Genomic DNA, 26,161 nt, shown 5'->3' with positions numbered 1-26,161 from the left:
ATCCATGCCGAGAGAATATCTCAAAAAAGCAACCCTCACCCCCAAGAGCGATGCCTCTGACACGCAGGAAATCGTGCGCGGCATCCTCGACGAGATCGAGGCCGGCGGGGATGACGCCGCCCTCGCCTATGCCAAGAAGTTCGACAATTACGAGGGGTCGATCATCCTGAGCCAGGAAGAGATCGACGCGGCAATCGCCGTGGTGCCGGAGAAACTGAAGCAGGACATTCAGTTCGCCCATGCCAACGTCAAGAAATTCGCCGAGGCCCAGAAGGCCACTGTCGCGAATTTCGAGACCGAGGTGGTGCCGGGTCTGATCGCGGGTCAAAAGGCGATCCCGGTCTCGGCGGCGGGCTGTTATGTGCCGGGCGGGCGCTACAGCCACATCGCCAGCGCGATCATGACCGTGACCACCGCCAAGGTGGCGGGCTGCAACCACATCGTGGCCTGCTCCCCGCCCCGGCCCGAGGTCGGCATTGCCCCTGCCATCATCTATGCGGCGCATATCTGCGGCGCGGACACGATCCTCGCCATGGGCGGGGTGCAGGGTGTGGCGGCCATGACCTTCGGGCTTTTCGGGCTGCCCAAGGCCAACATCCTCGTGGGTCCAGGCAACCAGTTCGTGGCCGAGGCCAAGCGGATGCTCTTTGGCCGGGTCGGGATCGACATGATCGCCGGGCCGACCGACAGCCTTATCCTCGCCGATGCCTCTGCCGACCCGATGGTGGTGGCGGCGGATCTGGTGGGTCAGGCCGAGCATGGCTACAACTCGCCGGTTTGGCTGGTGACCGATGACCGTCCCCTCGCCGAAGAGGTCATGCGCCTTGTGCCCGACCTGATCGCAGATCTGCCGGATGTGAACCGCGACAATGCCACGGCCGCCTGGCGCGACTATGCCGAGGTCATCCTCTGCGCCGACCGCGAAGAGATGGCCGCCACGTCGGATGACTACGCGCCCGAGCACCTGACGGTGCAGGCCGAGGATCTGGATTGGTGGCTCGACCGGCTGTCCTGCTATGGCTCGCTTTTCCTGGGCGAAGAGACCACCGTGGCCTTTGGCGACAAGGCGTCGGGCACCAACCACGTGCTGCCGACCTCGGGGGCTGCGAATTACACCGGGGGCCTGTCGGTCCACAAGTACATGAAGATCGTGACCTGGCAGCGCTCGACCCGCGAAGGCGCCAAGCCCGTGGCCGAAGCCACCGCCCGGATCGCGCGTCTCGAGGGGATGGAGGGCCATGCCCGCACGGCCGATATCCGCCTCAAGAAGTACTTCCCCGACCAGACCTTCGACCTGACAGCCAATGGCTGACGGGACGCCTGCCTCCCTGCTCGACCTCACCGGTCGGGTGGCCTGCGTGACCGGCGCGAGCTCCGGGCTCGGTCGGCGCGCGGCCACGATCCTCGCGCAGGCGGGGGCGTCCGTCGTGGGCGTCGCCCGCCGCGCCGAGGCGCTGGCCGCATGGGAGGCTGAGACCAAGGGCCAGACCGCAAGCGTGGTCTGGGACGTGGCCGACCGTGACAGCCTGCAAGACATGGTCGAGGCCATCGCCGCCCCGTTCGGTGCGCCGGACATCCTTGTGCTGGCCGCGGGCATCAACAACCGTGAGCGCGCCGATGCGGTCACCGCCAAGGGGTGGGACCAGACGCTTGCCCTGAACCTGACCGCGCCGTTCTTTCTGGCGCAGGCACTTGTGCCGGCCATGTCCGAAAAGGGCTGGGGCCGGATCGTGAATTTCGCCTCGCTGCAGACGACCCGGGCCTTTCCGGGCGGCGTCGCCTACGGGGCCACCAAGGGCGGGATCGCCCAGCTCACCCGCGCCATGGCCGAAGCCTGGTCGGCGCAGGGGATCAACGCCAATGCCATCGGCCCGGGCTTTTTCCGCACCGAGCTGACGGCCCCCGTCTTCGACAACCCCGCCCTCGCCCAGGAGCTTGCCGACAAGACCTGCATCGGGCGCAATGGTACGCCCGAGGATATCGACGGCCCGCTCCTCTTTCTGTGCTCAGAGGCCTCGGCCTATGTCACCGGGCAGGTCCTGATGGTGGATGGAGGGTTCACGGCCAAATGAAGGCACTTGTTTACACCGGGCTAGAAGAACTCGAGTTTCGCGACGTCGCGGATCCGACGCCCGCCGATGACCATCACCTTATCCGCATCGACAGTGTCGGGATCTGCGGGTCGGACTTGCATGCCTATCTGGGCCATGATGACCGCCGCCCCGCGCCACTAATCCTCGGCCATGAGGGTGCGGGCAAGATCGTCGGCGGGCCCCGGGACGGCGAGCGGGTCACGATCAACCCGCTGGTGACCTGCGGCACCTGCCCTGCCTGTGTCTCGGGGCGCGACAACCTGTGCGCGACGCGCCAGATCATCTCGATGCCGCCGCGCGAAGGCGCCTTTGCGCAATACGTGACCATGCCCGGACGCAATCTGGTGACCGTGCCCGATGGGTTCAGCCTCGAGAAGGCCTCCCTGGCCGAGCCCGTCGCCGTCAGCTGGCACGCGATCCGGCTGGGTCTGCACTCCATGGCCGATGACCGCCGCGACACCGCGCTGGTGATCGGGGGCGGTGCCATCGGCGTGGCCGCGGCGATCAGCCTGATCGCGCAAGGGGTGCGCGACGTGACGTTGGTCGAACCCAATTCGATCCGGCGCTCGTATCTGAACCTCAACGAGAATTGCAACGTGGTCGCCCCGGAGGATGTCGAAGGCCAGATCTTTGACATCACCGTGGACGGGGTCGGCTATGATGCGACCCGCGCAGCCGCCAGTGCTGCGACCCGGCCCGGCGGTCTGCTGCTGCATATCGGGCTGGGCGGCGGGGCCGCCGGGCTCGACATTCGGCGCATCACCCTGCAAGAGATCACTGTGATCGGGACATACACCTACACAGCACAAGACTTTCGAGACACCTGCGCGGCCATGTTCGATGGCCGTCTGGGTGCGCTCGACTGGACAGAGACCCGCCCCCTTGCCGAGGGGGCGGCGGCCTTTGCCGATATCCGCGCGGGCCGCGTGCCCGCCCCCAAGATCATACTCAAGCCGTAAAGACAGGAGACATACATGTCTGAAATCCCGCACCTTCTGGTCCACGAGCAAGCCGACAATGTCGGCGTCGTGGTGGTCGAGGGGCTGACCGCTGGCACGGATATGCTGTGCTGCATCACCCATGACAATTCCACCTTCCGCCTGACCGCCAAGCACGATGTGCCGATCGGCCACAAGGTCGCGCTCACCGACCTCAAGTCCGGCGACACGGCCATGAAATACGGCGAGGACATCGGCAAGATCATCGCCGATGTCGGCCAGGGCGAGCATCTGCACACCCATAACTGCAAAACGAAACGCTGGTAAGGAGCCACTCTCATGGCATCGAAATACTCCAATCTGACGGTCAAGGGTTACCGGCGTGAAAACGGCCGTGTGGGCGTGCGCAACCACGTCATCATCCTGCCGGTCGACGACATCTCGAACGCGGCCTGCGAAGCAGTCGCGAACAACGTCAAAGGCACCATGGCGATCCCGCACGCCTATGGCCGCCTGCAGTTCGGCGAAGACCTCGAGACGCATTTCCGCACCATCATCGGCACGGGCGCGAACCCGAACGTGCATTCGGTCGTGGTGATCGGGATCGAGCCCGGCTGGACCAAGCGCATCGCCGATGGCATTCGCGAGACCGGCAAGGAAGTGGCCGAATTCTCGATCGAGCAGAAGGGCGACTTCGAGACGATCCGCGCGGCCTCCTGGGCGGCGAAGGATTTCGTCCACAAGGCGACCGAGATGCAGCGCGAGGAATGCTCGATCAACGAGCTCTGGGTCTCGACCAAATGCGGCGAGAGCGACACGACCACCGGTCTGGGCTCCTGCCCCACGGTCGGCAACATGTATGACAAGCTCCTGCCCGAAGGGATCACCGGCTTTTTCGGCGAGACCTCCGAGATCACCGGCGCCGAGCATATCTGCCAGAAGCGTGCGATCAACGAAGAGGTCGGCGAGCGCTGGTACAAGATGTGGAAGGCCTATCAGGATGACGTGATCTTCGCGCACCAGACCGATGACCTGAGCGACAGCCAGCCCACCAAGGGCAATATCGAGGGCGGTCTGACCACCATCGAGGAAAAGGCCCTCGGCAATCTCGAGAAGATCGGCCGGACTTCGCAGTTCATCGATATCCTCGAGCCCGCTGAGGCGCCCAAGTCGGGCAATGGCCTCTACTTCATGGACAGCTCCTCGGCGGCGGCGGAATGCGTCACGCTGATGGCGGCGGGCGGTGCGGTGATCCACACCTTCCCCACCGGTCAGGGCAACGTGGTCGGCAACCCGATCGTCCCGGTGATCAAGATCACCGCCAACCCGCGCACCGTCCGGACCATGAGCGAGCATGTGGATGTGGACGTCTCGGGCATCCTGCGCCGCGAGATGACCATCGACGAAGCGGGCGACGCGCTGATCGAAATGATCTGCCGCACGGCCAACGGGCGCAATACCGCCGCGGAGGCTCTCGGACACCGGGAATTCTCCATGACAAAGCTGTATCGGAGCGCGTAAAGATCAGGCGGGCGCGCGAGTCCCTTCGCGCGCCCGTTCGCCTTTTTGACGCCTGCCGGGCGGGCGTCCCTACTTCCTGACAAGGACTCCGATGTCAGCCACTGAGACACTCTCGCTCGCCGATGCGCGCGACCTCATGTACCGGGCCTTCACGGCCAATGGTGTCCCCGAAATCGCCGCGCGCAGCACCGCAAACGCCCTCGTCGCCGCCGAAGCCGAAGGCCAGGTCGGCCACGGGTTTTCCCGGCTCGAGGATTACGTGGCCCAGGCCCGCACCGGCAAGATCCAGGCCGCGGCCGAGATCGCCGTGCACCGCCCGGCGCCGACCACCCTGCTGGTGGATGCGGGCTATGGTTTTGCCTATCCGGCCATGGACCGCGCCCTGACCGAAGGTGTTGAGATCGCGCAGGAATATGGCACCGCCGCCCTTGCGATCACGAACTCGCACCATTGCGGGGCGCTCTCGGTGCAGGTGGACCGGGCCGCGCGTGCCGGGCTGGTGGCGATGATGGTCGTAAATGCCCCCGCCGCGATTGCCCCCTGGGGGGCCAAGACCCCGCTTTACGGCACGAACCCCATCGCTTTTGCCACGCCGCGCGCGGCGGCGGCCCCGCTGGTGATCGATCTGTCCCTGTCCGTGGTGGCCCGCGGCAAGGTGATGAACGCCAAGAAGGCCGGCAAGCCGATCCCCGAGGGCTGGGCGCTGGATGCAGACGGCAACCCGACCACCGATCCCGAGGCGGCTCTTGCGGGCACCATGGTGCCCATCGGGGACGCCAAGGGCACCGCGCTGGCGCTGATGGTCGAGATCCTCTCGGCGGTCATGACCGGCGCGACGCTGAGCACCGATGCCGGATCGTTCTTCACCGCCGACGGCCCCCGTCCGGGCGTTGGGCAGTTCCTGACACTCTATCGGCCACCCGAGGGGGCCGAGGCCTTCACCGCGCGGCTCGAAACCCTGCTCGGTCATATCGAAGAGATGGACGGCGCGCGCCTGCCCGGCACCCGCCGCCTCGCCGCCATCGCGGCCGCCGAGGCCGAGGGCATCGCCGTCCCGCTGCATTATATCGAAGGCGCACGCCGCCTCGCCGGAGACGCGGGATGACACTGGACGGCGGACAACCCGCGGCAAACGGCTGGGGCCAGCGCGCGCTGGCCTTTGCCAATCTGCACGGGCCCGGCATCATGCTGGCTATTCTGATCGCCCTGGCCAGCCGGTTCGTGGCCGAGCATTACGGCGCTCCGGCCATGCTGATGGCGCTCCTCTTCGGGATCGCACTGAACTTTCTGTCCGAGACCGGACGCGCCGTTCCCGGGATCAACTTCGCCGCCCGCACCGTCCTGCGGGCGGGTGTCGCGCTTCTCGGGCTTCAGATCAGCTTTGCCATGCTCGGCGATCTGGGCCTGCCCATCGTGCTGGCCATTCTGGGCAGTGTCGGGGCGACCATCGCCTTCGGGATGCTGATCGCGCGGTTCTTCGGGTTCCGCTACCGCTTTGCGTTTCTCTCGGCCGGATCCGTGGCGATCTGCGGGGCCTCTGCCGCGCTTGCGATTGCCGCCGTGCTGCCAAAGGATGAACGCTCCGAGGACCGGCTGGTCTTCACGGTGGTCGGGGTCACGGTGCTCTCGACCCTGGCGATGATCCTGTATCCGATCCTCGTGCAGATGATGGGCATGGATGACAGGACCGCCGGGATCTTCCTCGGGGCCACGATCCATGATGTGGCCCAGGTGGTCGGCGCGGGCTTCTCGATCTCGGACACGACCGGCGAGACCGCGACCATGGTCAAGCTGCTGCGGGTCGCCCTGCTGGCGCCGGTGGTTCTGACGGCGGCCATCGTGCTGCGCCGCATGGGACAGTCCCCCGACGAGCCGGGCAAGGCCAGCAGCATCCTGCCCGGGTTCCTGATCGTCTTTGTGGTGCTCTGCACCCTGTCCTCCTTTTCGCTGATCCCGGCCCCGGTGATCGAGATCTCGGGCGAGGCCTCGCGCTGGATGCTGCTCGCGGCCATCGGCGCCGTCGGGCTGAAGACCCGGCCCGCCGATATCGTCAATGTCGGCATGCCCGCCGTCTGGCTGATCCTGGCGGAAACCCTCTTTCTCGCAGGTCTGATCCTGCTCACCCTGACCTGGCTGGGACCCTGATCCCGGCCGGTCTCGTTCCGCGCCTGCAAAGGAGACGCCATGTACAGCAAGATCCTCGTCCCGGTCGAACTCGACCACGAAGACCTGATCCCCCAGAAACTGGCGCAAGCCCGGGGCCTGCTCTCGCCCGGTGGCGAGATCCTTGTGCTGACGGTACTTGAAAGCGTTCCCGGCTATGTGTCAGAGTTCGTCACACACAAGCCGCCCAATCACCTGACTGCTGAGGTGGAGGGCCGACTCAAAGCGCTCATCGGAGAGGCCAAAGACGTGGCAATCCATGTAGGCACCGGCAAGCCCGGCGTAGAAATCCCGCAATTTGCCGAGGATCATGGCTGTTCCCTCATTATTGTGGGTAGCCATCGCCCCGGAATTCGTGATTACTTTTTAGGCAGCACCGCCGCACGAACGGTGCGCCGTGCAGCATGTTCGGTGATGGTGGTCCGTCCGGATCCCGCATGACCGAAACAGGCTGACAAGGAACAGGAATTCTCGAATATCGAGATCATCAAGGGGCGCGAGCAAACAGCGCCCCGTTAACAGGGAGTAAGAACCTAATGGGAATGACCAGAACCAAAGCGCTTCTGTCAGCCACCTGCGCCGCAGCCGTTGCTGCGGGATCCGCGCATGCCGCGGATATCGTGATCGGTGTGCCGAACTGGGCGTCGGTCAATGCAACTGCGCATGTTCTTGAGATCGTGATCGAGGAGAACCTCGGCCTCGACGTGGAACTGCAGAACGGCACGAACCCGATCGTCTTCGAGGCGATGGACAAGGGCTCGATCCATGCGCACCCCGAAGTCTGGATGCCGAACCAGCAGAACCTGCACAACAAGTATGTGCAGGAGAACGCGACTGTCGTCATGAACGAAAACCCGGTGCAAGCCGAGCAGGGCATGTGCGTGCCCCGCTATGTTGCCGAAGAGATGGGCGTGTCCTCCATCGAGGATCTCACCGATCCCGAGAAGGCCGCATTGTTCGACCGCAACGAGGATGGCACCCCCGAAGTGTATATCGGTGCACCCGGCTGGGCGTCGACCGTGATCGAACAGATCCGTGCGAAGTCATACGGCTATGATGCTGTCTTCGAGCTGGAGCAGTATGAAGAAACCATCGCCTATGCGAACCTCGCAAACGCGATCCAGGCCAAGGAACCTTGGATCGGTTTCTGCTACCGGCCGCACTTCCTGTTCGTCACCTACGACATTGTCATGCTGGAAGAGCCGGCACATGACCCGGCCACCTGGAACATTGTTCAGCCGACGGATGACCCCGATTGGCTCGCGAAATCCGAAGCTTCCACGGCCTGGAATGGTGCCACCCTGCACCTGCACTATGCCAAGGAACTGGAAGAGTCCTACCCCGAGGTCGCGTCCCTGTTCGCCAACTACCAGATGCAGGGCGATGCGCTCAGCGCCATGGGCAAGGCCCTGTCGGTCGATAACCAGGACCCTGGAGAATTCGCCCGCGCCTGGGTCGACGCGAATGAGGAAACAGTCCTCAACTGGTTGAGCAACTAAGCCCTCCGAACACCTGGCCGCCGCGACACACTCGCGGCGGCCTTTTTGTATTGCAAGACGGCCTCAGGGCATATCGGGGGACAACATGGAAGACACTGTCGTTAAACTGGACGGCGTGTGGAAAATATTCGGTGCTCAAGCAAATGACGCGATGAAAGCGGTGCTGAGCGAGGGGCTCACGAAGCCACAGGTTCTGGATAAATTCGGCTGCGTGGTCGGGGTGCAGAACGCCACATTCGAAGTTTCCCGCGGCGAGATTTTTTGCATCATGGGTTTGTCCGGATCGGGCAAGTCGACACTGGTCCGTCACATCAACCGGCTGATCGAACCGACATCGGGCACGATCGAGATCATGGGGCAGGACGTCTCGTCGATCTCGGAAAGCGAGCTGCGGCGCATCCGGGCGCAGCAGATCGGGATGGTGTTCCAGCACATGGCGCTGATGCCGCACCGCTCTGTGCGCGAGAACGTCGCCTATCCGCTCGAGATCCGCAAAGTCCCGAAATCCAAACGCTGGGCGGTCTCGGATCACGCGCTGGGTCTGGTGAACCTCAACGGCTACGAGGACCGGCTGCCCAAGGAGCTTTCGGGCGGCATGCAGCAGCGGGTGGGCATTGCCCGCGCTCTGGCCTCTGACCCGGAAATCCTGCTCATGGACGAGCCCTTCTCGGCGCTCGACCCGCTGATCCGCCTGCAGCTGCAGGACCAGTTCAAGGCGCTGGTGGCCCAGCTGAAGAAGACCACGCTCTTCATCACCCATGACCTCGACGAGGCGATCCGCATCGGCCATCGCATCGCGATCATGAAGGATGGTGTGATCGTCCAGATCGGCACCCCCGAAGAGATCGTCATGAACCCCGCCGATGATTACGTGCGCGAATTCGTGCAGGGCATCTCGAAGCTCAAGCTCGTGAAGGCCAGCTCGATCATGCAGCCGCTCGAGAGCTATTCCGGCTCCCTCGACGGGGCGCCGCGGGCCGATCACGGGGCCGATCTCGACCAGCTGATCGATCTTGCGGTCACGACAGAACAACCGGTCGTCATCACCGATGGCGGCACCGATGTGGGCCTGGTGACGAAACCGCGCCTGCTCCGCGGCATCCAGGGGGGCAAAGATGAGTGATCCTGCTACAGAAATGAAGGTAACCGCCGCCTCGGATATCCAGGTGGATACCGACGCGCTGGACGCGTCGATCAAGGAATTCGCAGGCCCCAACGGGGAGTATTACTGCGAGGCCTTTCACAAGATCCATGACAGCACGAGCCCCCTGCCCAACACGTTCAACAAATGGGCGGCGGCTCTGGGGCCCCTCTGGGCGGCCTCCCGGGCGATCTGGGGGATGTTCTGGGCCTTCCTGATCCTTGAGATCATCGCCTGGGTGCAGATCGGACGCGGGGCCTGGGGCAACCCGGGCGCAGAGCTCTTCGAGCGCGCCGCCGGCCAGCAGGCCCGGGCGCAGGAATTTCTCGACCGCGCGGCGGCCTCCACCGAACAATCCGATATCGACCGGTTCGAACGGCTGGCCGACAATATCGGGCGGGCGGCCCAGAACACCATCGCCCAGGCCGAGGCCGCGCAGGCCGAGACCACGGGGATCCTGATCACGGGTCTGGTCATGCTGGTCGTGGTCAAGCTGATCCAGGGACTTTATGCCAACCAGGTCTATGAAAAGCAGTATTCGCGCTGGCGGATCGATCCCGAGACCACGGAGAGCGGGCAGAACAACCGCAACACTGCGCTCGGGGCGATCCTGACGGCGGCGATCGCGCCTCTGATCATCTTCAAGTTCACCGCCTCGCGCGCGCTGCCTTTCCTCGACGAGTTCCCCGAAGACCAGGCCTCGGCGCTGTTTCTCGGCGAAGGCAATGGACGGTTGTTTTCAGCTCTGGCGAGCTGGATGGAGGCCAAGATCGACGCGGCGGCCATTGCCGGTGCGGATGTGTTCGATGGCATCGTGGCCACCGTGCGCGCAGTGCTCGATGCCCTGACCGTGGCGTTGATCGATACGCCCTGGCCGGTGGTCATGCTGGTGATCTGCGTGGTGGCCTGGCGTTCCGCCGGACCGCGGGTGGCGATCTTCACCGCTGCCTGTCTGGCCTATATCGCGCTGCTCGGCTACTGGGCGCTCGCGATGGAGACCGTGGCCCTTGTGGGCTCGGCGGTGATCCTCTGCGTGGTGATCGGCATTCCGCTGGGCATCTGGTTCGGCAAGTCGCGCCGGGCTTACCGTTTCGCCGAGCCGGTGCTCGACCTGATGCAGACCCTGCCGGCCTTCGTCTATCTGATCCCGATCATCGCCTTCTTCGGCACCGGCAACCCGCCGGGCATTCTGGCCACGATCATCTTCGGCATGCCGCCGGTGATCCGCCTGACGGCCCTGGGGATGCGCGGTGTGCCCGAGAGCATCAAGGAGGCCGCCGTGGCCTTCGGGGCATCGAAATGGCAGCTCCTGAAGGATGTGGAGGTGCCGCTCGCGCTGCCCTCGATCATGACCGGGGTGAACCAGACGATCCTGATGTGCCTGTCGATGGTGGTGATCATCTCGCTGATCGGCGGCGGGGGCCTCGGCAAGGAGATCCTCGAAGCGCTGCAATTCGCAGCCAAGGGTCCCGGCCTGCTGGGTGGTTTCGCCATCCTCTTCGTCGCCATGGTCATGGACCGCATCGTCCAGGGCGCGTTCCGCCGCAAAGACCAGGAGGCCTGATCGCCCAGGGAAGGTGGCGGCCTTCGGGCCGCCCTGCCCCGCCCCGCGCGGCGCCCATGGGCCCCGCAGCGCCGACAAAAAAACACCGCCACGCTCCTCCGCATGGCGGTGTTTTCTTTTGACCTTGCGGCCAGCCTCCCTTGGAGGGAGGGACGCAAGCGCTCGATCCCCCGAGCGTCGCCTTACGTCCCCATCCTCCCGGATCCTCCCTGTCGGATCGCTCAGGCGCGGATGCGCTCGTTTTTCGGGTCCCAGAACGGCATGTCCGAGACGACCGCCGCCACGCGCTTGCCGAAGATTTCAACCTCGAGCGTGGTGCCGGTCTCGGCCGCACCGGTCTCGATCATGGCAATCGCCAAGAGACCGCCGACACGGTGGCCATAGGCACTGCTGGTGGTTTCACCGACCAGACGGTCCCCGTCCCAGACGAGCGACATATAGGGCGCGTCCTGCGGGCAATCATCGAGCCGCAGCCCGACCGCCTGCTTGGCCACCCCGCGCTGCTGCTCGGCGAGCAGGGCCGCGCGCCCCGGGAAGTCCTCTTTGGTCAGATCGACGAAGCGGTTCAGCCCGGCCTCGAGCAGCGAGTAGTCCGACGACAGATCCCCCTTCCACGAGCGGTAGCCCTTCTCGATCCGCAGCGCGTTGAGCGCGTACATCCCGAAGGGCTGCGCGCCCGCTGCGGTGACCGCATCCCAGATCGCCGGGGTGTCGGCGATCGGGCAGTGGATTTCCCAGCCCAGCTCTCCGGCAAAGCTCACGCGGAAGAGGCGGCAGGGCTTGCCCGCGACCGTGCCCTCCAAGCTGCAGGTCAACCATTTGCCGCTCAGGTCATGGCCTTCGGTCAGTGGCGCGAGGATCTCGCGCGCCTTGGGGCCGGTGACAAGCAGGCATTCGGACTCTGCGGACACATCCTCGACCGTGATCCCCTCGGGCGCCTGACGCCAGAGCAGCTCGGCATCATGCCACTGGGCGAAGGCCGCCGTGATCAGGTTGACCTCGGTCTCGGACACGACGGTCACGGACATCTCGGTCACGATCCGCCCGCGACTATCGGCGAAATAGGCCAGACCCACGCGGCCCGGGCTGGGCAGCTTGGAGGCGGTCAGGCTGTCCACATAGTCCCGCGCGCCGGGGCCCGTGACCCGCATCCGGCTGAAGCCCGAGATCGCCAGCACACCGCAGCCATCGCGCACGGCGGCGCATTCCTCTTCGACGCGCTGCTGCCAGGGACCGTCACGCTCCCATGTCTCGGTGGCCGCCTCGGACGTGTCATCGCCGTCCTTGGCGAACCAGTTCGCCCGCTCCCATCCATTATAGGCGCCGAATTGCGCGCCTGCGCCCTCGAGCCGGGAATGCAGCGGCGACAGGACCTTGTTCCGTCCGGCGGGCCATTCATGATGCGGGAAGTGCATGGCGTATTCGTGGCCATAGGTTTCCAGCGCCTTGGCGCGGCTGAAGCTCTCGTCGGCGCAGCCGGTATAGCGGCGCGGATCGACGGCCCACATGTCCCACTCGGTCTCGCCCTCGGTGATCCACTCGGCCAGCACCTTGCCCGCGCCCCCGGCCTGCACAATCCCGAAGGTAAAGGCATGGGCCTCGAATGCATTGGGCACGCCGGGCATCGGCCCGATCAGGGGCAGCCCGTCCGGCGCGTAGGGGATCGGGCCGTTGATGACCCGGCCCACGCCGGAGGTGCCCAGCAGCGGCACCCTTTCCATCGCGTCCTCGATATACCACTCGAGCCGATCGAGATCGTCCGGATAAAGCTGGAAGCTGAAATCCTCGGGCATCGGATCATCGTCCGAGATCCAGTGCGCCTTGCAATTGCGCTCATAGGGCCCGAGGTTCAGGCCATACTTGTCCTGCCGCAGGTAATACGAGCTGTCCACGTCGCGGATCATCGGCAGCTTGCGACCGTTCTCCTTGCTCCAGGCTTCGATCTCGGCCACCGGCTCGGTCAGGAAATACTGGTGGGACATGACCGTCACCGGCACGTCGCGCCCGCCGAAGGGGCGGAACCACTCGCCAATGCGCCGCGCGTAGTAGCCACCACAGTTCACAACGAACTCGCAGCGGATATCGCCCTTCTCGGTGTGGACGATCCACTCATTGCCCTCGCGGCTGACGCCGGTCGCCGGGGTGAAGCGGTGGATCTGGCCGCCGAGCTCACGCGCGCCCTTGGCCATGGCCTGGGTCAGCTGCGCGGGGTCGATATCGCCGTCAAGCTCATCCCAGAGACCACCGGCCAGATCATGGGTCTCCATGAAGGGATAGTAGTCCTGCATCTCCTTGGGGGTGAGCATCTGCATCTCGAGCCCCTGATAGCGCGCCATGGAGGCGACGCGCTCGAATTCCTGCATGCGTGTCTTGGAATGCGCCAGACGCAGGGCGCCGGTCACATGGTAGTTCATCGGGTAATCGACCTTGTCGGCCAGCCCGCGATACATCTCCAGCGAGTAGCGCTGCATGTTCATCACCGCCCAGGAGGCCGAGAAGTTCGGGCAGTTGCCCGCCGCATGCCAGGTCGAGCCTGCGGTCAGCTCGTTCTTTTCAAGCAGGACGCAATCGGTCCAGCCCGCCATCGCCAGATGGTACAAGGAGGAGACGCCAACGGCGCCCCCTCCAATGATCACAACACGCGCGGTTGTTGGAAACTCGCTCATCTCAAGCCTCTTCAGTGCTGGCCAAAGACGCGGGTGAGTGCGCCATCGACCGCATCGGTGATTTCGTCGATATCATCTGCGCTGGCGATCAGCGCGGGGCTGAAGCACAGGGTGTTGTTGAAGCCCGGCAAGGAGCGGTTGGTTGCCCCGACGATGACACCCTGGGCCATGCAATCGGCCACGACCGCCTGAACCTTGGCCTCGGCGGCGGGCTCTTTGGTGAGCCGGTCCGCCACCAGCTCGGCGCCACAGAACAGGCCCTTGCCGCGGACATCGCCGACCACCCGGTGCTTTTCCATCAGGTCGCCGAGATTTCCCATCAGACGCTCATGCATCGCATTGGTGTTCCCGAGCAGATCCTCTTCCTCGATGATCTTCATGTTCTCGATCGCGGCGGCCGGACCGGCGGTGCAGCCCCCGAAGGTGGAGATATCGCGGAAGTAGTCCAGCGGCGCGCCGGCTTCGGATTTGAACATCTCGAACACCTTCTCGGTGGTCACCATGCAGGAGATCGCCGCATAGCCCGAGGCAACCCCCTTGGCCATGGTCACGAAATCGGGCTCGATGCCGTATTGCTGATACCCGAACCACTTGCCCGTCCGCCCGAGGCCGCAGACCACCTCGTCGATATGCAAAAGCACGTCATACTTGCGGCAGATTTCCTGCACGCGCTGCCAGTAGCCCTCGGGCGGGGTGATGACGCCACCGCCTGCGGTCACCGGCTCAAGGCAGAGGGCCCCGACCGTGTCCGGCCCCTCGCGCAGGATGACCTCTTCGATGGCATCGGCAGCACGCTCGCCATAATTCTCGCAATCCCACTGGGCGCGATATTCGAGGCAATGGGGTACTTCGACGAAATCCGGGGCGAAGGGGCCATACTGCGCCTTGCGCTCCCACTGGCCGCCGGCGGACATCGTCGCCAGGGTCGAGCCGTGGTAGTCACGCTCGCGGTAGAGGATCTTGGTCTTGCGGCCGCCATGCACCTTATGTGCAATCTGGCGCACCATTTTGAACGCTTTCTCATTCGCCTCGGAACCGGAGCTCGCATAGTAGACGCGGCTCATGCCGGGCATCTTGTCGATCAGCATCTCGGCGAAGGTCGCGCCGGGGATGGTGCCCAGCGAGTTCGAGAAAAAGCACATCTGCATCAGCTGATCGCGCACCGCATTGGCGATCCGCTCGCGGCCATAGCCGACATTGACGGTCCACAGACCGCCAGAGACCGCATCGAGATGCTCTTTGCCCTTGGCGTCCCAGACGCGCAGGCCCTTGCCCTCGACGATGATCCGCGGGTCCACGGTCTCGAAAGGCTTGTGGTTCATCAGGTGGTGCCATTGATGAGCGCGATCCGCTTCGATCACGTGGCTCAGGTCGTTCGGCGCAACATGCGTGGTCATCGGAAAATCCTGTCGTGAGAGGACGCGCAAAATGCGCACTGACGAGACCCTGCCGAGACAGACTGCCGAGCGATAGGGCCAGCTTGCACCGGCCTATAAGGCCAGAGCTGGGTGCGTCCCGAAAATCCGCGCGGCACAGGCTGTTGCCTCTGGACCTAGCGCCCTGACCAATTCTGCGGCATTATGAGTCCAGAGATGGACCTGTTGCCCGAGACCTTTGCCTTTGACCCGGATGGGGAAGGCACCCACCAACACCGGATTCGCCGCCTCGTGGTGGACGGGATCCTGTCGGGCCGTTTCCAGCCCGGCGACCGGATGCCGTCGAGCCGGGGGCTGGCCAAGCAAATCGGGGTGAGCCGGATCACCGTGACCATCGCCTATACGGATCTGGTGGCGGACGACTATCTCGTCTCGCGCGGGCGCTCGGGCTACTATGTCTCGGACACCGCCCCCATGGCGCCGAGCCTGACCCAGAGCCGCCGGAGCTATGAGAGTGTGGTGGACTGGTCGCGCCTGATGTCCCATCGCGAGACCGCGCCCGACCGCATCTCGCGCCCCGTGGATTGGCAGACCTATCCCTACCCGTTTCTGTACGGCCAGACCGATCCGACCCTGTTCGACCATCAGAACTGGCGGATCTGCGCGGTCGAGGCCCTGGGGCGCCGCGAATTCGACAGCCTCACCGCCGACCATTACGAGAGCGACGACCCCAAGCTGGTTGAGTATATCCAGCGCCATATCCTGCCCCGGCGCGGGATCGCGGCGCGCCCGGACCAGATCCTGATCACCATGGGCGCGCAGAACGCCCTGTGGATCTGCGCCCAGCTTTTGCTGACACAGAGGCGGCGCGCGGTGCTTGAGAACCCGGGCTATCCGAGCCTGCGCCAGATCCTCGGTGACACGCGCTGCCATATGGAAAGCGTGGATATCGACGCCGAGGGCCTGCCGCCCGAGAACCTGCCCGAGGCGCTCGATGTGCTCTTTACCACCGTCAGCCACCAATGCCCCACCAACGCCGCCATGCCGCTGGCCCGGCGCAAAGCGCTGCTGAAGAAAGCGGCCGAGGGCGGGTTTGTCATCGTCGAGGATGACTATGAATTCGAGCTTGGCTTCGGACGCCCCGTGACCCCCTCGCTCAAGGCCTTGGACACCCATGGCTCGGTCATATATGTGGGCTCGTTTTCGAAATCGCTATTTCCGGGCCTGCGCCTGGGCTATCTCGTGGCGCCCGAGGCCTTCGTGTCGGGCGCGCGGCGGCTGCGTGGCACGATCCTGCGCCATCCGCCGGGACTGATCCAGCGGACTACGGCGAATTTCCTGTCGCGCGGCCATATCGAGGCGCAGGTCAACCGGATGCGCAAAACCTATGAGCAGCGCCGCCGGGTGATGGAGGAAGCGATCACCGAAACGGGGTTGATGATCGCCTCGCCGCCCATGAACGGGGGATCGGCCCTGTGGATGCGGGCGCCGGACCATGTGGACACCGAAGTGCTGGCCCAGCAGCTCCATAGCCGGGGCGTGGTGATCGAGCCGGGGGCGGCCTTCTTTGACCCAGCGCGGCGGCATCGGAACTTCTACAGGCTGGCCTATTCCTCGATTCCCGCGGACCGGATCCCGCAGGGCATTCGCATGATCGCGGACGGGATTGCGCAACTGGACTGATATGGCCCGATCATCTGGCCCTATGAGCGGGGGCCGTTCCCGACCAAATTGCGGCCAAACTTGTCGCAGGTGCGATAGCCATCATGAGGGAGAAAACCATGCAGATGACGACGGAAGAAGCATTCGTAAAAGTGCTCCAACGCCATGGGATCTCCCATGCGTTCGGGATCATCGGCTCGGCCATGATGCCGATCTCGGACCTGTTTCCCCAGGCGGGCATCACGTTCTGGGACTGCGCCCATGAGGGCTCAGCGGGGATGATGGCCGACGGCTTCACCCGCGCCAGCGGCAAGATGTCGATGATGATCGCCCAGAACGGGCCGGGCATCACCAATTTCGTGACGGCCGTGAAAACCGCCTATTGGAACCACACGCCGCTGTTGCTGGTCACGCCCCAGGCGGCCAACAAGACCATCGGTCAGGGCGGCTTCCAGGAAGTCGAGCAGATGGCACTCTTCCGCGACATGGTCGCCTATCAGGAAGAGGTCCGCGACCCGACCCGTGTGGCCGAGGTGCTGACCCGCGTGATTTCCAAGGCCAAGACCCTCTCCGGTCCGGCGCAGCTAAACATCCCGCGCGACTACTGGACCCAGATTGTCGATATCGAGATCCCCGATCCGATCGAATTCGAACGCTCCCCCGGTGGCGAAACCTCTGTGGCACGCGCGGCGGCCCTGCTGTCGGAGGCCAAGAACCCGGTGATCCTGAACGGCGCGGGTGTCGTCCTGTCCGAGGGCGGGATCGCCGCAAGCCAGGCTTTGGCCGAGCGTCTCGATGCGCCGGTCTGCGTGGGCTACCAGCACAATGACGCCTTCCCGGGCTCGCACCCGCTCTTTGCCGGGCCGCTGGGCTATAACGGCTCCAAGGCCGCCATGGAGCTGATCAAGGAGGCCGATGTCGTCCTCGCCCTCGGCACCCGCCTGAACCCGTTCTCGACCCTGCCCGGCTACGGGATGGAATACTGGCCCGCCGATGCCAAGATCATTCAGGTCGACATCAACCCCGACCGGATCGGCCTGACCAAGAAGGTCAGCGTCAGCATCGTGGGCGACGCGGCCAAGGCGGCCAACGGGATCCTATCGCAGCTCAGCGAGGATGCGGGCGATGCCGGCCGCGCCGAGCGCAAGAACCGGATCGCCGAGATGAAGTCCCGCTGGGCGCAGCAGCTCAGCTCCATGGATCACGAGGATGACGATCCCGGCACCAGCTGGAACGAGCGCGCCCGCAGCGCCAAGCCCGACTGGATGAGCCCCCGCATGGCCTGGCGCGCCATTCAGGCCGCCCTGCCCCGCGAGGCCATCATCAGCTCGGATATCGGCAACAACTGCGCCATCGGCAACGCCTATCCGAGCTTCGAGAAGGGCCGCAAATACCTCGCCCCCGGTCTCTTTGGGCCCTGCGGCTACGGCCTGCCGGCGATTGTCGGCGCCAAGATCGCCTGCCCGGATGTGCCCGTGGTCGGCTTTGCAGGTGACGGCGCCTTCGGGATCGCGGTGAACGAGCTGACGGCCATCGGTCGCGGCGAGTGGCCGGGGATCACGCAGATCGTCTTCCGCAACTACCAGTGGGGCGCGGAAAAGCGGAACTCCACCCTGTGGTTCGACGACAACTTCGTGGGCACCGAGCTCGACGAGGAAGTCAGCTATGCGGGCATCGCCAAGGCCTGCGGCCTGAAAGGCGTCGTGGCCCGCACCATGGAGGAGCTCACCGAGGCGCTGAACACCGCCATCAAGGAGCAGATGGAAAACGGCACCACGACCCTGATCGAGGCCATGCTGAACCAGGAGCTGGGCGAGCCCTTCCGTCGCGACGCCATGAAGAAACCGGTCAGCGTGGCCGGGATCTCGGCGGACGACATGGTTCCGCAGGACGCCTGAGCCATGGCGGGGACGCACCCGGACGATCTGATCCTTGTGGTCAATGCCGGGTCGTCCTCGATCAAGATCGCCCTCTTCGACGGGACCCTGTCGGAGAGGCTTTCGGGCGCGGTCGAGGCCATTGGCGGCGACGCGGTCCTGAAGATCGGCGATATGAAACAGGCCACGGCGCTGCCCGATCATGGGGCGGCGCTGTCGGCCATCCTAGATGCGCTCAAGGCGCGCGGGATCTCTCCCCACAACTTGCGGGCGGTGGCCCATCGCGTGGTGCATGGCGGCACGGTATTGACGCGACCGGTGCGTGTGACGCCCGAGACGCGCGCGGAGATCGCCCGCTGCATCCCCCTCGCGCCGCTGCACAATCCCCATAACCTCGCGGCAATCGACACGCTCTCGGCGCTGGTGCCGGACCTTCCTCAATGCGCGAGCTTTGACACGGCGTTCCACGCCACCGCTCCGGAGGTTGCGCAGCGCTACGCCCTGCCCGCGATTGCGGAGACCGAGAGCCTGCGCCGCTACGGCTTCCACGGCCAGAGCTACGCGGCCATGGTCTCGGGCTGGGAAGACGTCACCGGCACCCCCCTGCCCGCGCGCCTGCTGGCGTTGCATCTGGGCAATGGCGCCTCGATCTGCGCGATCCGTAACGGACACTCGGTGGCGACCACCATGGGCTATTCACCGCTCGATGGGTTGACCATGGGCACGCGCTGCGGGGCGATTGACGGCAACGCGGTGCTGGCCCTCGCGGACCGGGTCGGGATCGAGGCTGCGCGCAAGGTTCTGAACAATGAAAGCGGGCTCAAGGGCCTCTCGGGCGGGTTGACGGATATGCGCGCCCTGCTCGCGGATGAGGCCGAGGACAGCCAGTTCGCGGTCGATCATTTCTGCTACTGGGCGCAGCGCCATGCGGGCTCGCTCATGGCGGCGATGGGCGGGCTGGATGCGATCGCCTTCACCGGCGGGATCGGCGAGAACGCGACCGAGATCCGCGCGCGGATCATCGCGGGGCTGGAATGGGCCGGGGCGCAGATCGCACCCGAGGCCAATGCCGCGGGACAGACGCGCCTGCACCCAGAGGGGGCGGCCTGCGGGGTCTGGATCATCAAGGCCGAAGAAGAGCGGATGCTGGCGGCCGATGCCCTGCGCGTGCTGGACGCCGACCGCGCCTAGCGCAGCACCGACAGGACCCAGGCCGCATGCTCGGACAGAAGCTGCGAGGCGGCCTGATCGAAGCCCGCAATCACGGCAGCCTCCTCCACCGAGGGCAGGATCGCCCGGGCGGCGAAGGTCCGGGTGCCGAGGATGCGGATATCGCTTTCGCGCACCACACGCGAAATCAGCCGCAACTCCACCGTGCCGGTCTCGCCATCGGGCGCGACCTCGGCCTGGAAATCCACCAGCTCGGTCAGCACCGCGACATCACCACTGATCCCCAGCGGCGTGCGCCCGACATAGCGCAGGGCCTGGCTCTGCTCGAGACTGCGGAGCATCAGGGTCTGGAGCATGACCGGGGTCGTCTCGCTCCACCGCACACCGGGGAGGTATTGCGCCTGCAAGGGGTCGGGGCGGATCATGATCCGGTCGGTCTGCAGCGCGCCGCTCGTCGTCGGCTCCTCGATCACCACGTCCAACCCAAAGGACCGGCCCGCGGGCTGGATCTCGGGCGCGCGCAGCTCATAGACCTCCAGCGTCTTGGAGGCATCGCTGATCGCGGTAATTGCCGAGCAGCCCGACAGCGCGAGCGCCAGCCCGAGGCCAAGCGCCGAGGCGCGGATCTTCTGCGGTCTGGCCATGGTTATCTCCTGAATTCCGGGGCGTTCTGGTCGAAGAAGAACCGGGTCGGGTTCCTTTCCAACTGCAAGGTGAGCTGATCGAGATTGCGGATCAGCACCCGCGCATCCTGCGCCAGCCGCGTGTAAAGCGGCAGCGCGGTCTCTGTGAACTCGGCCACATCCGGGGCCGAGGTCTCAGCCAGCGATTGCAGCGCGGCAAAGGCCTCCGCCGCTGCCGCACTGGCCGCACGCAGATCGCCCGAGATCTCGGGCAGCTCGTCCGAGACCTGGTCGACCGCCCCGGTGAGCGCATCCAGCGTCGCCTCGACCGAGGCGAAGATGCCCGAAAGCTCCGTATCGAGCACACGGTCCGCAGAGGAGAACGCCGCCTCCGCCGCAATCATCGCCTGATCCCCGATCTCGAGCGCTTCGTTGAACTCGCTCAGGGTCTCGTTGGCGTTGCGGAAGGTCAGCGAGACATCGGCCAGCGTGGTCTCTGCCAATGCGACAAGTGTATCCGTGCCCGCCGCAGCGGAAGAAAGGTCAGCACCCACTTCCGCAATCACACGGGTCGCCGTCTCGGTCGCGCTGCGCACATCCGCAACGATCGCCGGCAGATCCACCGTGGCGGCTGCATTCAACGCATCCAACGCCTGGGTGGCCGTGGCGACCATTGCGCGGGTCTCGGTCACGAGCGGCGCGCCCTCCTCCTCGATCAGCCCGTCGATCCGGCGCACGGCGGTGCCCACATCGGTGCTGGTGGTCTGCAGGGTCGCGACAAGGCGTTCGACGGCGACGATGGTCTGGGCCAGCTCTTCGAGCCGCGCGGTGGCCTCGGCCCCGGTCCCGCCCGCCGTGACCATCAGGGCCTGCGCCTCGGTGCTGAGCGCCTCGGCATCCGCGCGCAGCTCGTCCATCAGGCCCCGCGCGGCTTCGGTCGCGGCCACGAGGTCATTGGCCACATAGGTCTCGGCGGTCCCGAGGCTTGATTGAAGGGTGACCAGCGTGTCGGACCCCTGGTCGACCAGCCCCTTGGTCTCTTCGGCCAGCTCGCCGATGGACAGCAGCGTGGTATTGGCCGAGGAGAGCACATCCGTCAGCTCCCCCGAGAGGGTCGTGAGCGTGGTGTTGAACCGGCTGATCTCATCGGCGAATTGCGTGACCGTATCGGCCATGCCCGTGAGATTCTGGAGCGAGTCCAGAAAATCCTCGGAGGCGGTCTCGGCGTTTTCGAGGATGTTCCGCACCAGCTCCCGATTGTCATCGGAAAAGAGCGACCGGACCTCCTGCACGATCTCGAGCGAGCCGGTCAGGATCTGCGGCGCTTCCTCCGACAGGGTTTGCAGGATCGAGCGTCCGGCGGTGATCTCGGGGATCACGTCCCCGGAGGCCACGCGCAGCAGGGCCGCATCGGACGTGCCCGCATCGATCCCCACGAAGGACACCCCGGTCACGCCCTGCGCCTCGATGGTGGCGACACTGTCCACCCGCACGGGCGTGTCGGCATTCACCTCGATCCGCACCCGGATCGTGCCGTCCTGATCCGGCGAGAGGCGCACATCGACCACCTGCCCCACGGGCAGACCGCTGAACCGGACATCGGACGCGTTGCTGAGCCCCGAGACGGAGGCAAAGTTGATGTCGTAATAGGCGAATTGCTTGTCCAGCTCGACCCGCGCGAAGAACAGGAAGAACGCCATGATGCCGAGGATGCCCGCAAGGGTGAAGGCCCCGATCAGGATGTAGTTGCCGCGCGTTTCCAAGTTCAGCCCTCAGTTTGGTCCTGGCGCGCGTCCAGCGTGTCCTGTGCCGCGCGCGCCCGAGGGCCGTGAAAATACTCGTGCACCCAAGGGTGATCCACATCCATCATCTCTTGCATGGTCCCGGTGATCAACACCTTGCGCTCTGCCAGCACAGCAATCCGGTCGCAGGCCGCATGCAGCGTGTCCAGATCATGGGTCACGAGGAATATGGTCAGGCCCAGCACATCGCTCAGCCCCCGCACCAGCGTGTCGAAATCTGCCGCCCCGATCGGGTCGAGCCCCGCCGTGGGCTCGTCGAGAAAGACGATCTCGGGGTCCAGCGCCAGCGCCCGGGCAAGCCCCGCGCGCTTGCGCATCCCGCCCGACAGCTCGGACGGGTACTTGTCCCCGGCAATTGGCGGCAGCCCCACCATGGAAATCTTGAGATCTGCCAGCGCCCGCCGGTCCTGTGCGGCCAGCCCGGGCACCGCCCTCAGGGGCACCTCGACATTCTCGCGCACCGTCAGCGACGAGAAAAGCGCTCCATCCTGAAACATCACGCCCCAGCGACTCTCAAGCGTGGCGCGGGTCTCTTCATCGGCGGTCAGGACATCGACGCCCAACACCTCGACCTTCCCCGCCGCCGGGCGCTGCAATCCCGCGATGGTACGCAGCAGAACCGACTTGCCCGTGCCCGAGCCCCCGACCACGCCCAAGATCTCGCCCCGCCGGATATCGAGATCGAGATCTTCATGGACAACATGGCTGCCGAACTGGTTCCGGATGCCCCGCAGGCGAATGACGATATCCTGATCCGACCCCGGCGCCATGGTCACATCCCCATCTGCGCAAAGAAGATCGAGAAGGCGGCATCGGTCACGATCACCGCAAAGATCGCCGTGACCACCGCGCTGGAGGTCATGCGGCCGAGGGATTCCGCATTGCCCTTGACCTGCATCCCCGCATGGCAGCCCACCAGACCGATGATCACCGCAAAGAACGGTGCCTTGATTACGCCGACGGTCAGGTGGCTGATATCGGTCCCCTCCATCAGGCGAATGCGGAACATCTCGGGCGAGATCCCAAGCTCGACCCAGCTCATCAGCGCGCCGCCCAGAAGGCCCGAGAGGTTTGCGATGATCCCGAGGATCGGCAGGGTGATCAGCAGTGCGAGGATCCGCGGCACGAAGAGCAGCATCACCGGGTCGAGCCCGAGGGTGCGCATGGCGTCGATCTCTTCGCGCATCTTCATGGAGCCGATGGCCGCCGTGAAAGAGGAAGCCGTCCGCCCCGCCACGATGATCGCCGTCAGAAGGATGCCGAGCTCGCGCAGGATCGAGATCGCGATCAGGTCGACCACGAACACCTCGGCGCCGAATTGCTGCAGCTGGCTCGCGCCCTGAAAGGCCAGCACCACGCCGATCAGAAAGGCCATGAGGGCGACGATGGGCACAGCCTTGACCCCGACCTCTTCGCAATGGTGAACAAGCGGGGTGAGCCCGAACTCTCGAGGATGGCGCAGGGTGCGCATCAAACGCGACAGGAACATGCCGAGATAACCTAGCAGCCCGCCGAGATAGCCCACCGACCCGGCCACGCGCTTGCCCAGGGCCGCCACCCGGTCCAGCAAACTGGTCGGCGGGGCCGCTTCAGCGGGCTCTGGCGCGGGCATGGATTTCGTGACGCTGGTCAACAGGGCCATGACCTCGTCCCGGGCGCCGGCCAGATGCATCTGCGCGCCCGCCTCGGTCATACGCTGATGCAGGCGCGCGAGCATCCAGGCCCCGGCCGTGTCGATCCGACCGACCCCGGCAAGATCCACCGTAACCGCACCCTCCGGGATGGTTTCGGTCTGGCGCGCCAGCTCGGACACGCTGTAGACCGTGAGATCCCCCGACAGCACCACATGCATGCCCCCATCCTGCGGCGTCATCGAGATCCGCGCGGGCCGGGAAGTCGCGGTGTCAGGTGTGATGGGGGCGGGTGTGGCCAAGGTTGCGTCCACCGGGCTGGCGATTTGCGTCCCCTGAGCGGTAGCGGACAACACAGGGCTTGTCACGGCCCCCGTCGCGCCACGGGTGGCTCAGGCGGGCCGCAGGTCCAGATCGCCGGGCGAGAGCGCCACACGCTTCATCCGGCGATAAAGAGTGGCCCGGCTGACCCCGAGCGCCCGCGCCGCGGCGGAGGCGTTCCCCTCGGCCTCGATCAGTGCGGTCTTCAGGGCTGCATACTCGGCCTTCTCGAAGCCCGAACGCGCGCCGTCCTGTCCCAATGTGTCCTGGAGCGCGCGCGGCGCCAGCACTCCGCGCGGTGCGAGGCCAAAGCTCCGGCGCGCGCCATGGGTCGCCCCCAGCACGATGTCATCGGCATCCACCGCCAGAAATCCCGAGCGCAGGCATTGCGGGTCCGCCAGCACCATCCGCGCCTCTGGATAGGCGCGCTGGAACAGCGCCAACTCGATCTGCTGGGCAGTCTGCTCCACCAGCGCACCGAGCAGGCCATTGGCCACCGGGCTCTGATCCTCGCGCGCCGAAGAGACATCGACCACCGCCAGAAGGTCCCCCTGCGCCCCGTGGATCGGTGCGCTGAGGCAGGTCATGGCGATATTGCGGGCTGAAAAATGCTCATCCCGGTGGATGGTGATCGGGCGCGCCTCGCTCAGACAGGTGCCGATCCCGTTGGTGCCCTCTGCCGCCTCGCTCCAGTCCCCGCCCGAGACGAGCCCCGCCGCGTCAAAGACATCCGCATCGGCCCTCTGGCAGCGATGGTCGAGGATCCGGCCCTTGTGATCCGCCAGAAGCACCACGCAGCCCGCATGGCGCACCGCCTGTGTTAGGTGGTCGAGGGAGTGAGCCGCCGCGCGCAAAAGCGCCTCCTGCTGCGCCCGCAGGTCCGCGAGATGCCGCGCGGTCAGCCTGTCGGGGCGCTGCCGCCGGGACGGGTCGAGGTGATGTGTTTGCATGGACCGGGTCCAGGAGGCGGCCAGCCGCGACCGCGCCGCCGCCGTTCCGTTTCCGACGGTCGCCATGACATACGCCGCATGTGCATCAAAATTGCAGCCCATAACCCCCTCCATGGTCCGCTCCGCGCCGTGCCGGGCCTGAAACGTGTGTCCCCTCCCGGCTTTGCGCGCTGTGATGTCAGTTTACACTTGCCGCGGGCCGCTCCGAATGCGGCCTTGGTCGCGGTTTCGCGCGAATTTGGGGTGAATCTTGTCGCAGGGGGCGCGTGACACTGCGGGATTTTCCCGGGCCAAGGGGTCTTGTGCGTTTTTTTCGGTGTTTTTTCTGTCACGCGTGGCGTGAGGTTTCGGGCTCTGGGCGGGCGGTGTTGGAAACATCACCGGGGCGTGAGGGGGTGTTTTGGGGTAAGTCTCTGGAATGGTTTCGTTTTCCCGACAGGCACCGGCGCCCCGCGCAGAAGGCCTGATCGCGCGAGCGTGATGTGCGTCAGCGCGCAACAGCCTCTCTCATCATCGCCATTTCATTCCCGGCCCAACCGCCCCAAATCCAACTCATCGGCAGCGACACACACCGCCGACACACACAACACCGCGGCTCGCAACGCACATTCAGGCCGCGTAACACACTGAAAGGACTACTGAAATGAAACTCGCTCTGACATCCGCCCTCGTGATCGCCCTGACCGCTCCGGCCTTCGCCTCCTCCCAGCTCGAGCGTCAGCTCGGCGTCGAGCCCGGCGCTTACAGCTTCTCCGAACTGGCCGCGATCAAAGGCTCCTTCGACACCGACAATGGCTACAACATCCCGCCCCGCGGCGACGTGGTCTCGACCCAGTCGGTCGGCATCTCCCCGGCCCATGCACAGCTGGCCGCGACCTTGGGCCTGGACACCAATGACTACAGCTTCGGCGAACTGGCCGCCATCAAGGGCAGCTTCGACACCGACACCGGCTATAACGTGGCCGAGCGCGGCGCAGTCGTCTCGACCCAATCCGTGGGCGTGACCGGCGCAAGCGCACAGCTCGCAGCCTCCCTCGGGCTGGACGCAAACGACTACAGCTTCGCCGAGCTGGCCGCGATCAAAGGCGCCAAGGGTTCGTCTAACGAGTAATCCTTAACATCCCCCAAACCCCGCCCGGCCTCCTCCCGCCGGGCGGGCGTTTC

22 protein-coding genes are annotated in these 26,161 nt (G+C 65.5%); 15 read left to right on the top strand and 7 right to left on the bottom strand.

The window, feature by feature from the left end; translation table 11 throughout:
- The first annotated feature begins 4 nt into the window (after window positions 1-4).
- From hisD to ACP15I_RS04795, 11 genes are all read left to right on the top strand, one after another.
- Complete coding sequence (hisD, locus tag ACP15I_RS04845; RefSeq protein WP_424974140.1) at window positions 5-1,312, top strand: histidinol dehydrogenase; 1,308 nt, start codon at window positions 5-7, stop codon at window positions 1,310-1,312.
- Entirely contained in the window at window positions 1,305-2,072 is a 768-nt protein-coding gene (locus tag ACP15I_RS04840; RefSeq protein WP_424974139.1) for an SDR family NAD(P)-dependent oxidoreductase, read from the top strand. The genes hisD and ACP15I_RS04840 overlap by 8 nt, the downstream gene beginning before the upstream one ends.
- Window positions 2,069-3,052, top strand: a complete 984-nt coding sequence (locus ACP15I_RS04835) for an alcohol dehydrogenase catalytic domain-containing protein (RefSeq protein ID WP_424974138.1) — start codon at window positions 2,069-2,071, stop codon at window positions 3,050-3,052. The genes ACP15I_RS04840 and ACP15I_RS04835 overlap by 4 nt, the downstream gene beginning before the upstream one ends.
- A 15-nt stretch (window positions 3,053-3,067) precedes the next feature.
- Window positions 3,068-3,358 carry a UxaA family hydrolase gene (locus ACP15I_RS04830; protein ID WP_424968283.1) on the top strand — a complete coding sequence of 97 codons (291 nt, stop codon included), beginning with the start codon at window positions 3,068-3,070 and terminating at the stop codon, window positions 3,356-3,358.
- A 12-nt stretch (window positions 3,359-3,370) separates the two neighbouring features.
- Window positions 3,371-4,552, top strand: a complete 1,182-nt coding sequence (locus ACP15I_RS04825; protein WP_424968281.1) for a UxaA family hydrolase — start codon at window positions 3,371-3,373, stop codon at window positions 4,550-4,552.
- A gap of 91 nt (window positions 4,553-4,643) precedes the next feature.
- Complete coding sequence (locus tag ACP15I_RS04820; RefSeq protein WP_424974137.1) at window positions 4,644-5,657, top strand: Ldh family oxidoreductase; 1,014 nt, start codon at window positions 4,644-4,646, stop codon at window positions 5,655-5,657.
- Entirely contained in the window at window positions 5,654-6,697 is a 1,044-nt protein-coding gene (locus tag ACP15I_RS04815; RefSeq protein WP_424974136.1) for a YeiH family protein, read from the top strand. Before ACP15I_RS04820 ends, ACP15I_RS04815 begins: the two co-directional genes overlap by 4 nt.
- Window positions 6,698-6,736: 39 nt before the next feature.
- Window positions 6,737-7,156, top strand: a complete 420-nt coding sequence (locus ACP15I_RS04810; protein ID WP_424968278.1) for a universal stress protein — start codon at window positions 6,737-6,739, stop codon at window positions 7,154-7,156.
- A gap of 101 nt (window positions 7,157-7,257) precedes the next feature.
- Entirely contained in the window at window positions 7,258-8,214 is a 957-nt protein-coding gene (locus tag ACP15I_RS04805; protein ID WP_424968277.1) for a glycine betaine ABC transporter substrate-binding protein, read from the top strand.
- An 85-nt stretch (window positions 8,215-8,299) separates the two neighbouring features.
- A complete protein-coding gene (locus ACP15I_RS04800) occupies window positions 8,300-9,337 on the top strand; it encodes a quaternary amine ABC transporter ATP-binding protein (RefSeq protein WP_424974135.1) in 1,038 nt (345 codons plus the stop codon).
- Between the two features lie 13 nt (window positions 9,338-9,350).
- Window positions 9,351-10,919 (top strand): ABC transporter permease, encoded by a 1,569-nt coding sequence (locus tag ACP15I_RS04795; RefSeq protein WP_424974134.1) that lies wholly within the window; start codon window positions 9,351-9,353, stop codon window positions 10,917-10,919.
- A gap of 221 nt (window positions 10,920-11,140) precedes the next feature.
- Here ACP15I_RS04795 and ACP15I_RS04790 read toward each other — a convergent pair whose 3' ends face one another.
- Both ACP15I_RS04790 and ACP15I_RS04785 read right to left on the bottom strand, forming a co-directional pair.
- Window positions 11,141-13,585, bottom strand: a complete 2,445-nt coding sequence (locus tag ACP15I_RS04790; RefSeq protein WP_424974133.1) for a GcvT family protein — start codon at window positions 13,583-13,585, stop codon at window positions 11,141-11,143.
- A gap of 11 nt (window positions 13,586-13,596) precedes the next feature.
- Complete coding sequence (locus ACP15I_RS04785; protein ID WP_424968273.1) at window positions 13,597-14,982, bottom strand: aspartate aminotransferase family protein; 1,386 nt, start codon at window positions 14,980-14,982, stop codon at window positions 13,597-13,599.
- Window positions 14,983-15,177: 195 nt separating this feature from the next.
- Between ACP15I_RS04785 and ACP15I_RS04780 the strand changes: the two genes are divergently transcribed.
- The 3 genes from ACP15I_RS04780 (at window position 15,178) to ACP15I_RS04770 (ending at window position 19,691) form a co-directional block, all read left to right on the top strand.
- Window positions 15,178-16,644: a PLP-dependent aminotransferase family protein gene (locus ACP15I_RS04780; protein WP_424974132.1), complete on the top strand. Its 1,467-nt coding sequence runs from the start codon at window positions 15,178-15,180 to the stop codon at window positions 16,642-16,644.
- Between the two features lie 98 nt (window positions 16,645-16,742).
- A complete protein-coding gene (xsc, locus tag ACP15I_RS04775) occupies window positions 16,743-18,521 on the top strand; it encodes a sulfoacetaldehyde acetyltransferase (RefSeq protein WP_424974131.1) in 1,779 nt (592 codons plus the stop codon).
- 3 nt (window positions 18,522-18,524) lie between these two features.
- Window positions 18,525-19,691: an acetate/propionate family kinase gene (locus ACP15I_RS04770; protein ID WP_424974130.1), complete on the top strand. Its 1,167-nt coding sequence runs from the start codon at window positions 18,525-18,527 to the stop codon at window positions 19,689-19,691.
- Here the strand turns inward: ACP15I_RS04770 and ACP15I_RS04765 are convergent.
- The 5 genes from ACP15I_RS04765 to ACP15I_RS04745 all read right to left on the bottom strand — a co-directional run bounded on the left by ACP15I_RS04765 (window position 19,688) and on the right by ACP15I_RS04745 (window position 25,063).
- Window positions 19,688-20,314 (bottom strand): ABC-type transport auxiliary lipoprotein family protein, encoded by a 627-nt coding sequence (locus tag ACP15I_RS04765; RefSeq protein WP_424974129.1) that lies wholly within the window; start codon window positions 20,312-20,314, stop codon window positions 19,688-19,690. The two genes, ACP15I_RS04770 and ACP15I_RS04765, sit on opposite strands and share 4 nt — an antisense overlap.
- Window positions 20,315-20,316: 2 nt before the next feature.
- Window positions 20,317-22,056: an MlaD family protein gene (locus tag ACP15I_RS04760; protein ID WP_424974128.1), complete on the bottom strand. Its 1,740-nt coding sequence runs from the start codon at window positions 22,054-22,056 to the stop codon at window positions 20,317-20,319.
- A 2-nt stretch (window positions 22,057-22,058) separates the two neighbouring features.
- Complete coding sequence (locus ACP15I_RS04755) at window positions 22,059-22,865, bottom strand: ABC transporter ATP-binding protein (RefSeq protein ID WP_424974127.1); 807 nt, start codon at window positions 22,863-22,865, stop codon at window positions 22,059-22,061.
- Between the two features lie 2 nt (window positions 22,866-22,867).
- A complete protein-coding gene (locus ACP15I_RS04750) occupies window positions 22,868-23,968 on the bottom strand; it encodes an ABC transporter permease (RefSeq protein WP_424974126.1) in 1,101 nt (366 codons plus the stop codon).
- Window positions 23,969-24,118: 150 nt separating this feature from the next.
- Entirely contained in the window at window positions 24,119-25,063 is a 945-nt protein-coding gene (locus ACP15I_RS04745; RefSeq protein ID WP_424974125.1) for a GAF domain-containing protein, read from the bottom strand.
- A 577-nt stretch (window positions 25,064-25,640) separates the two neighbouring features.
- Here ACP15I_RS04745 and ACP15I_RS04740 point away from each other — a divergent pair.
- Complete coding sequence (locus ACP15I_RS04740; RefSeq protein ID WP_424974124.1) at window positions 25,641-26,108, top strand: hypothetical protein; 468 nt, start codon at window positions 25,641-25,643, stop codon at window positions 26,106-26,108.
- The last annotated feature ends 53 nt before the right edge of the window (window positions 26,109-26,161 follow it).

Origin of the sequence: Dinoroseobacter sp. S124A, from assembly GCF_049801015.1 — a bacterium.
Lineage (GTDB): Bacteria > Pseudomonadota > Alphaproteobacteria > Rhodobacterales > Rhodobacteraceae > Dinoroseobacter.
Note: the sequence above shows the minus strand (reverse complement) of the source record. Positions and strands in the feature narration are given on the sequence as shown.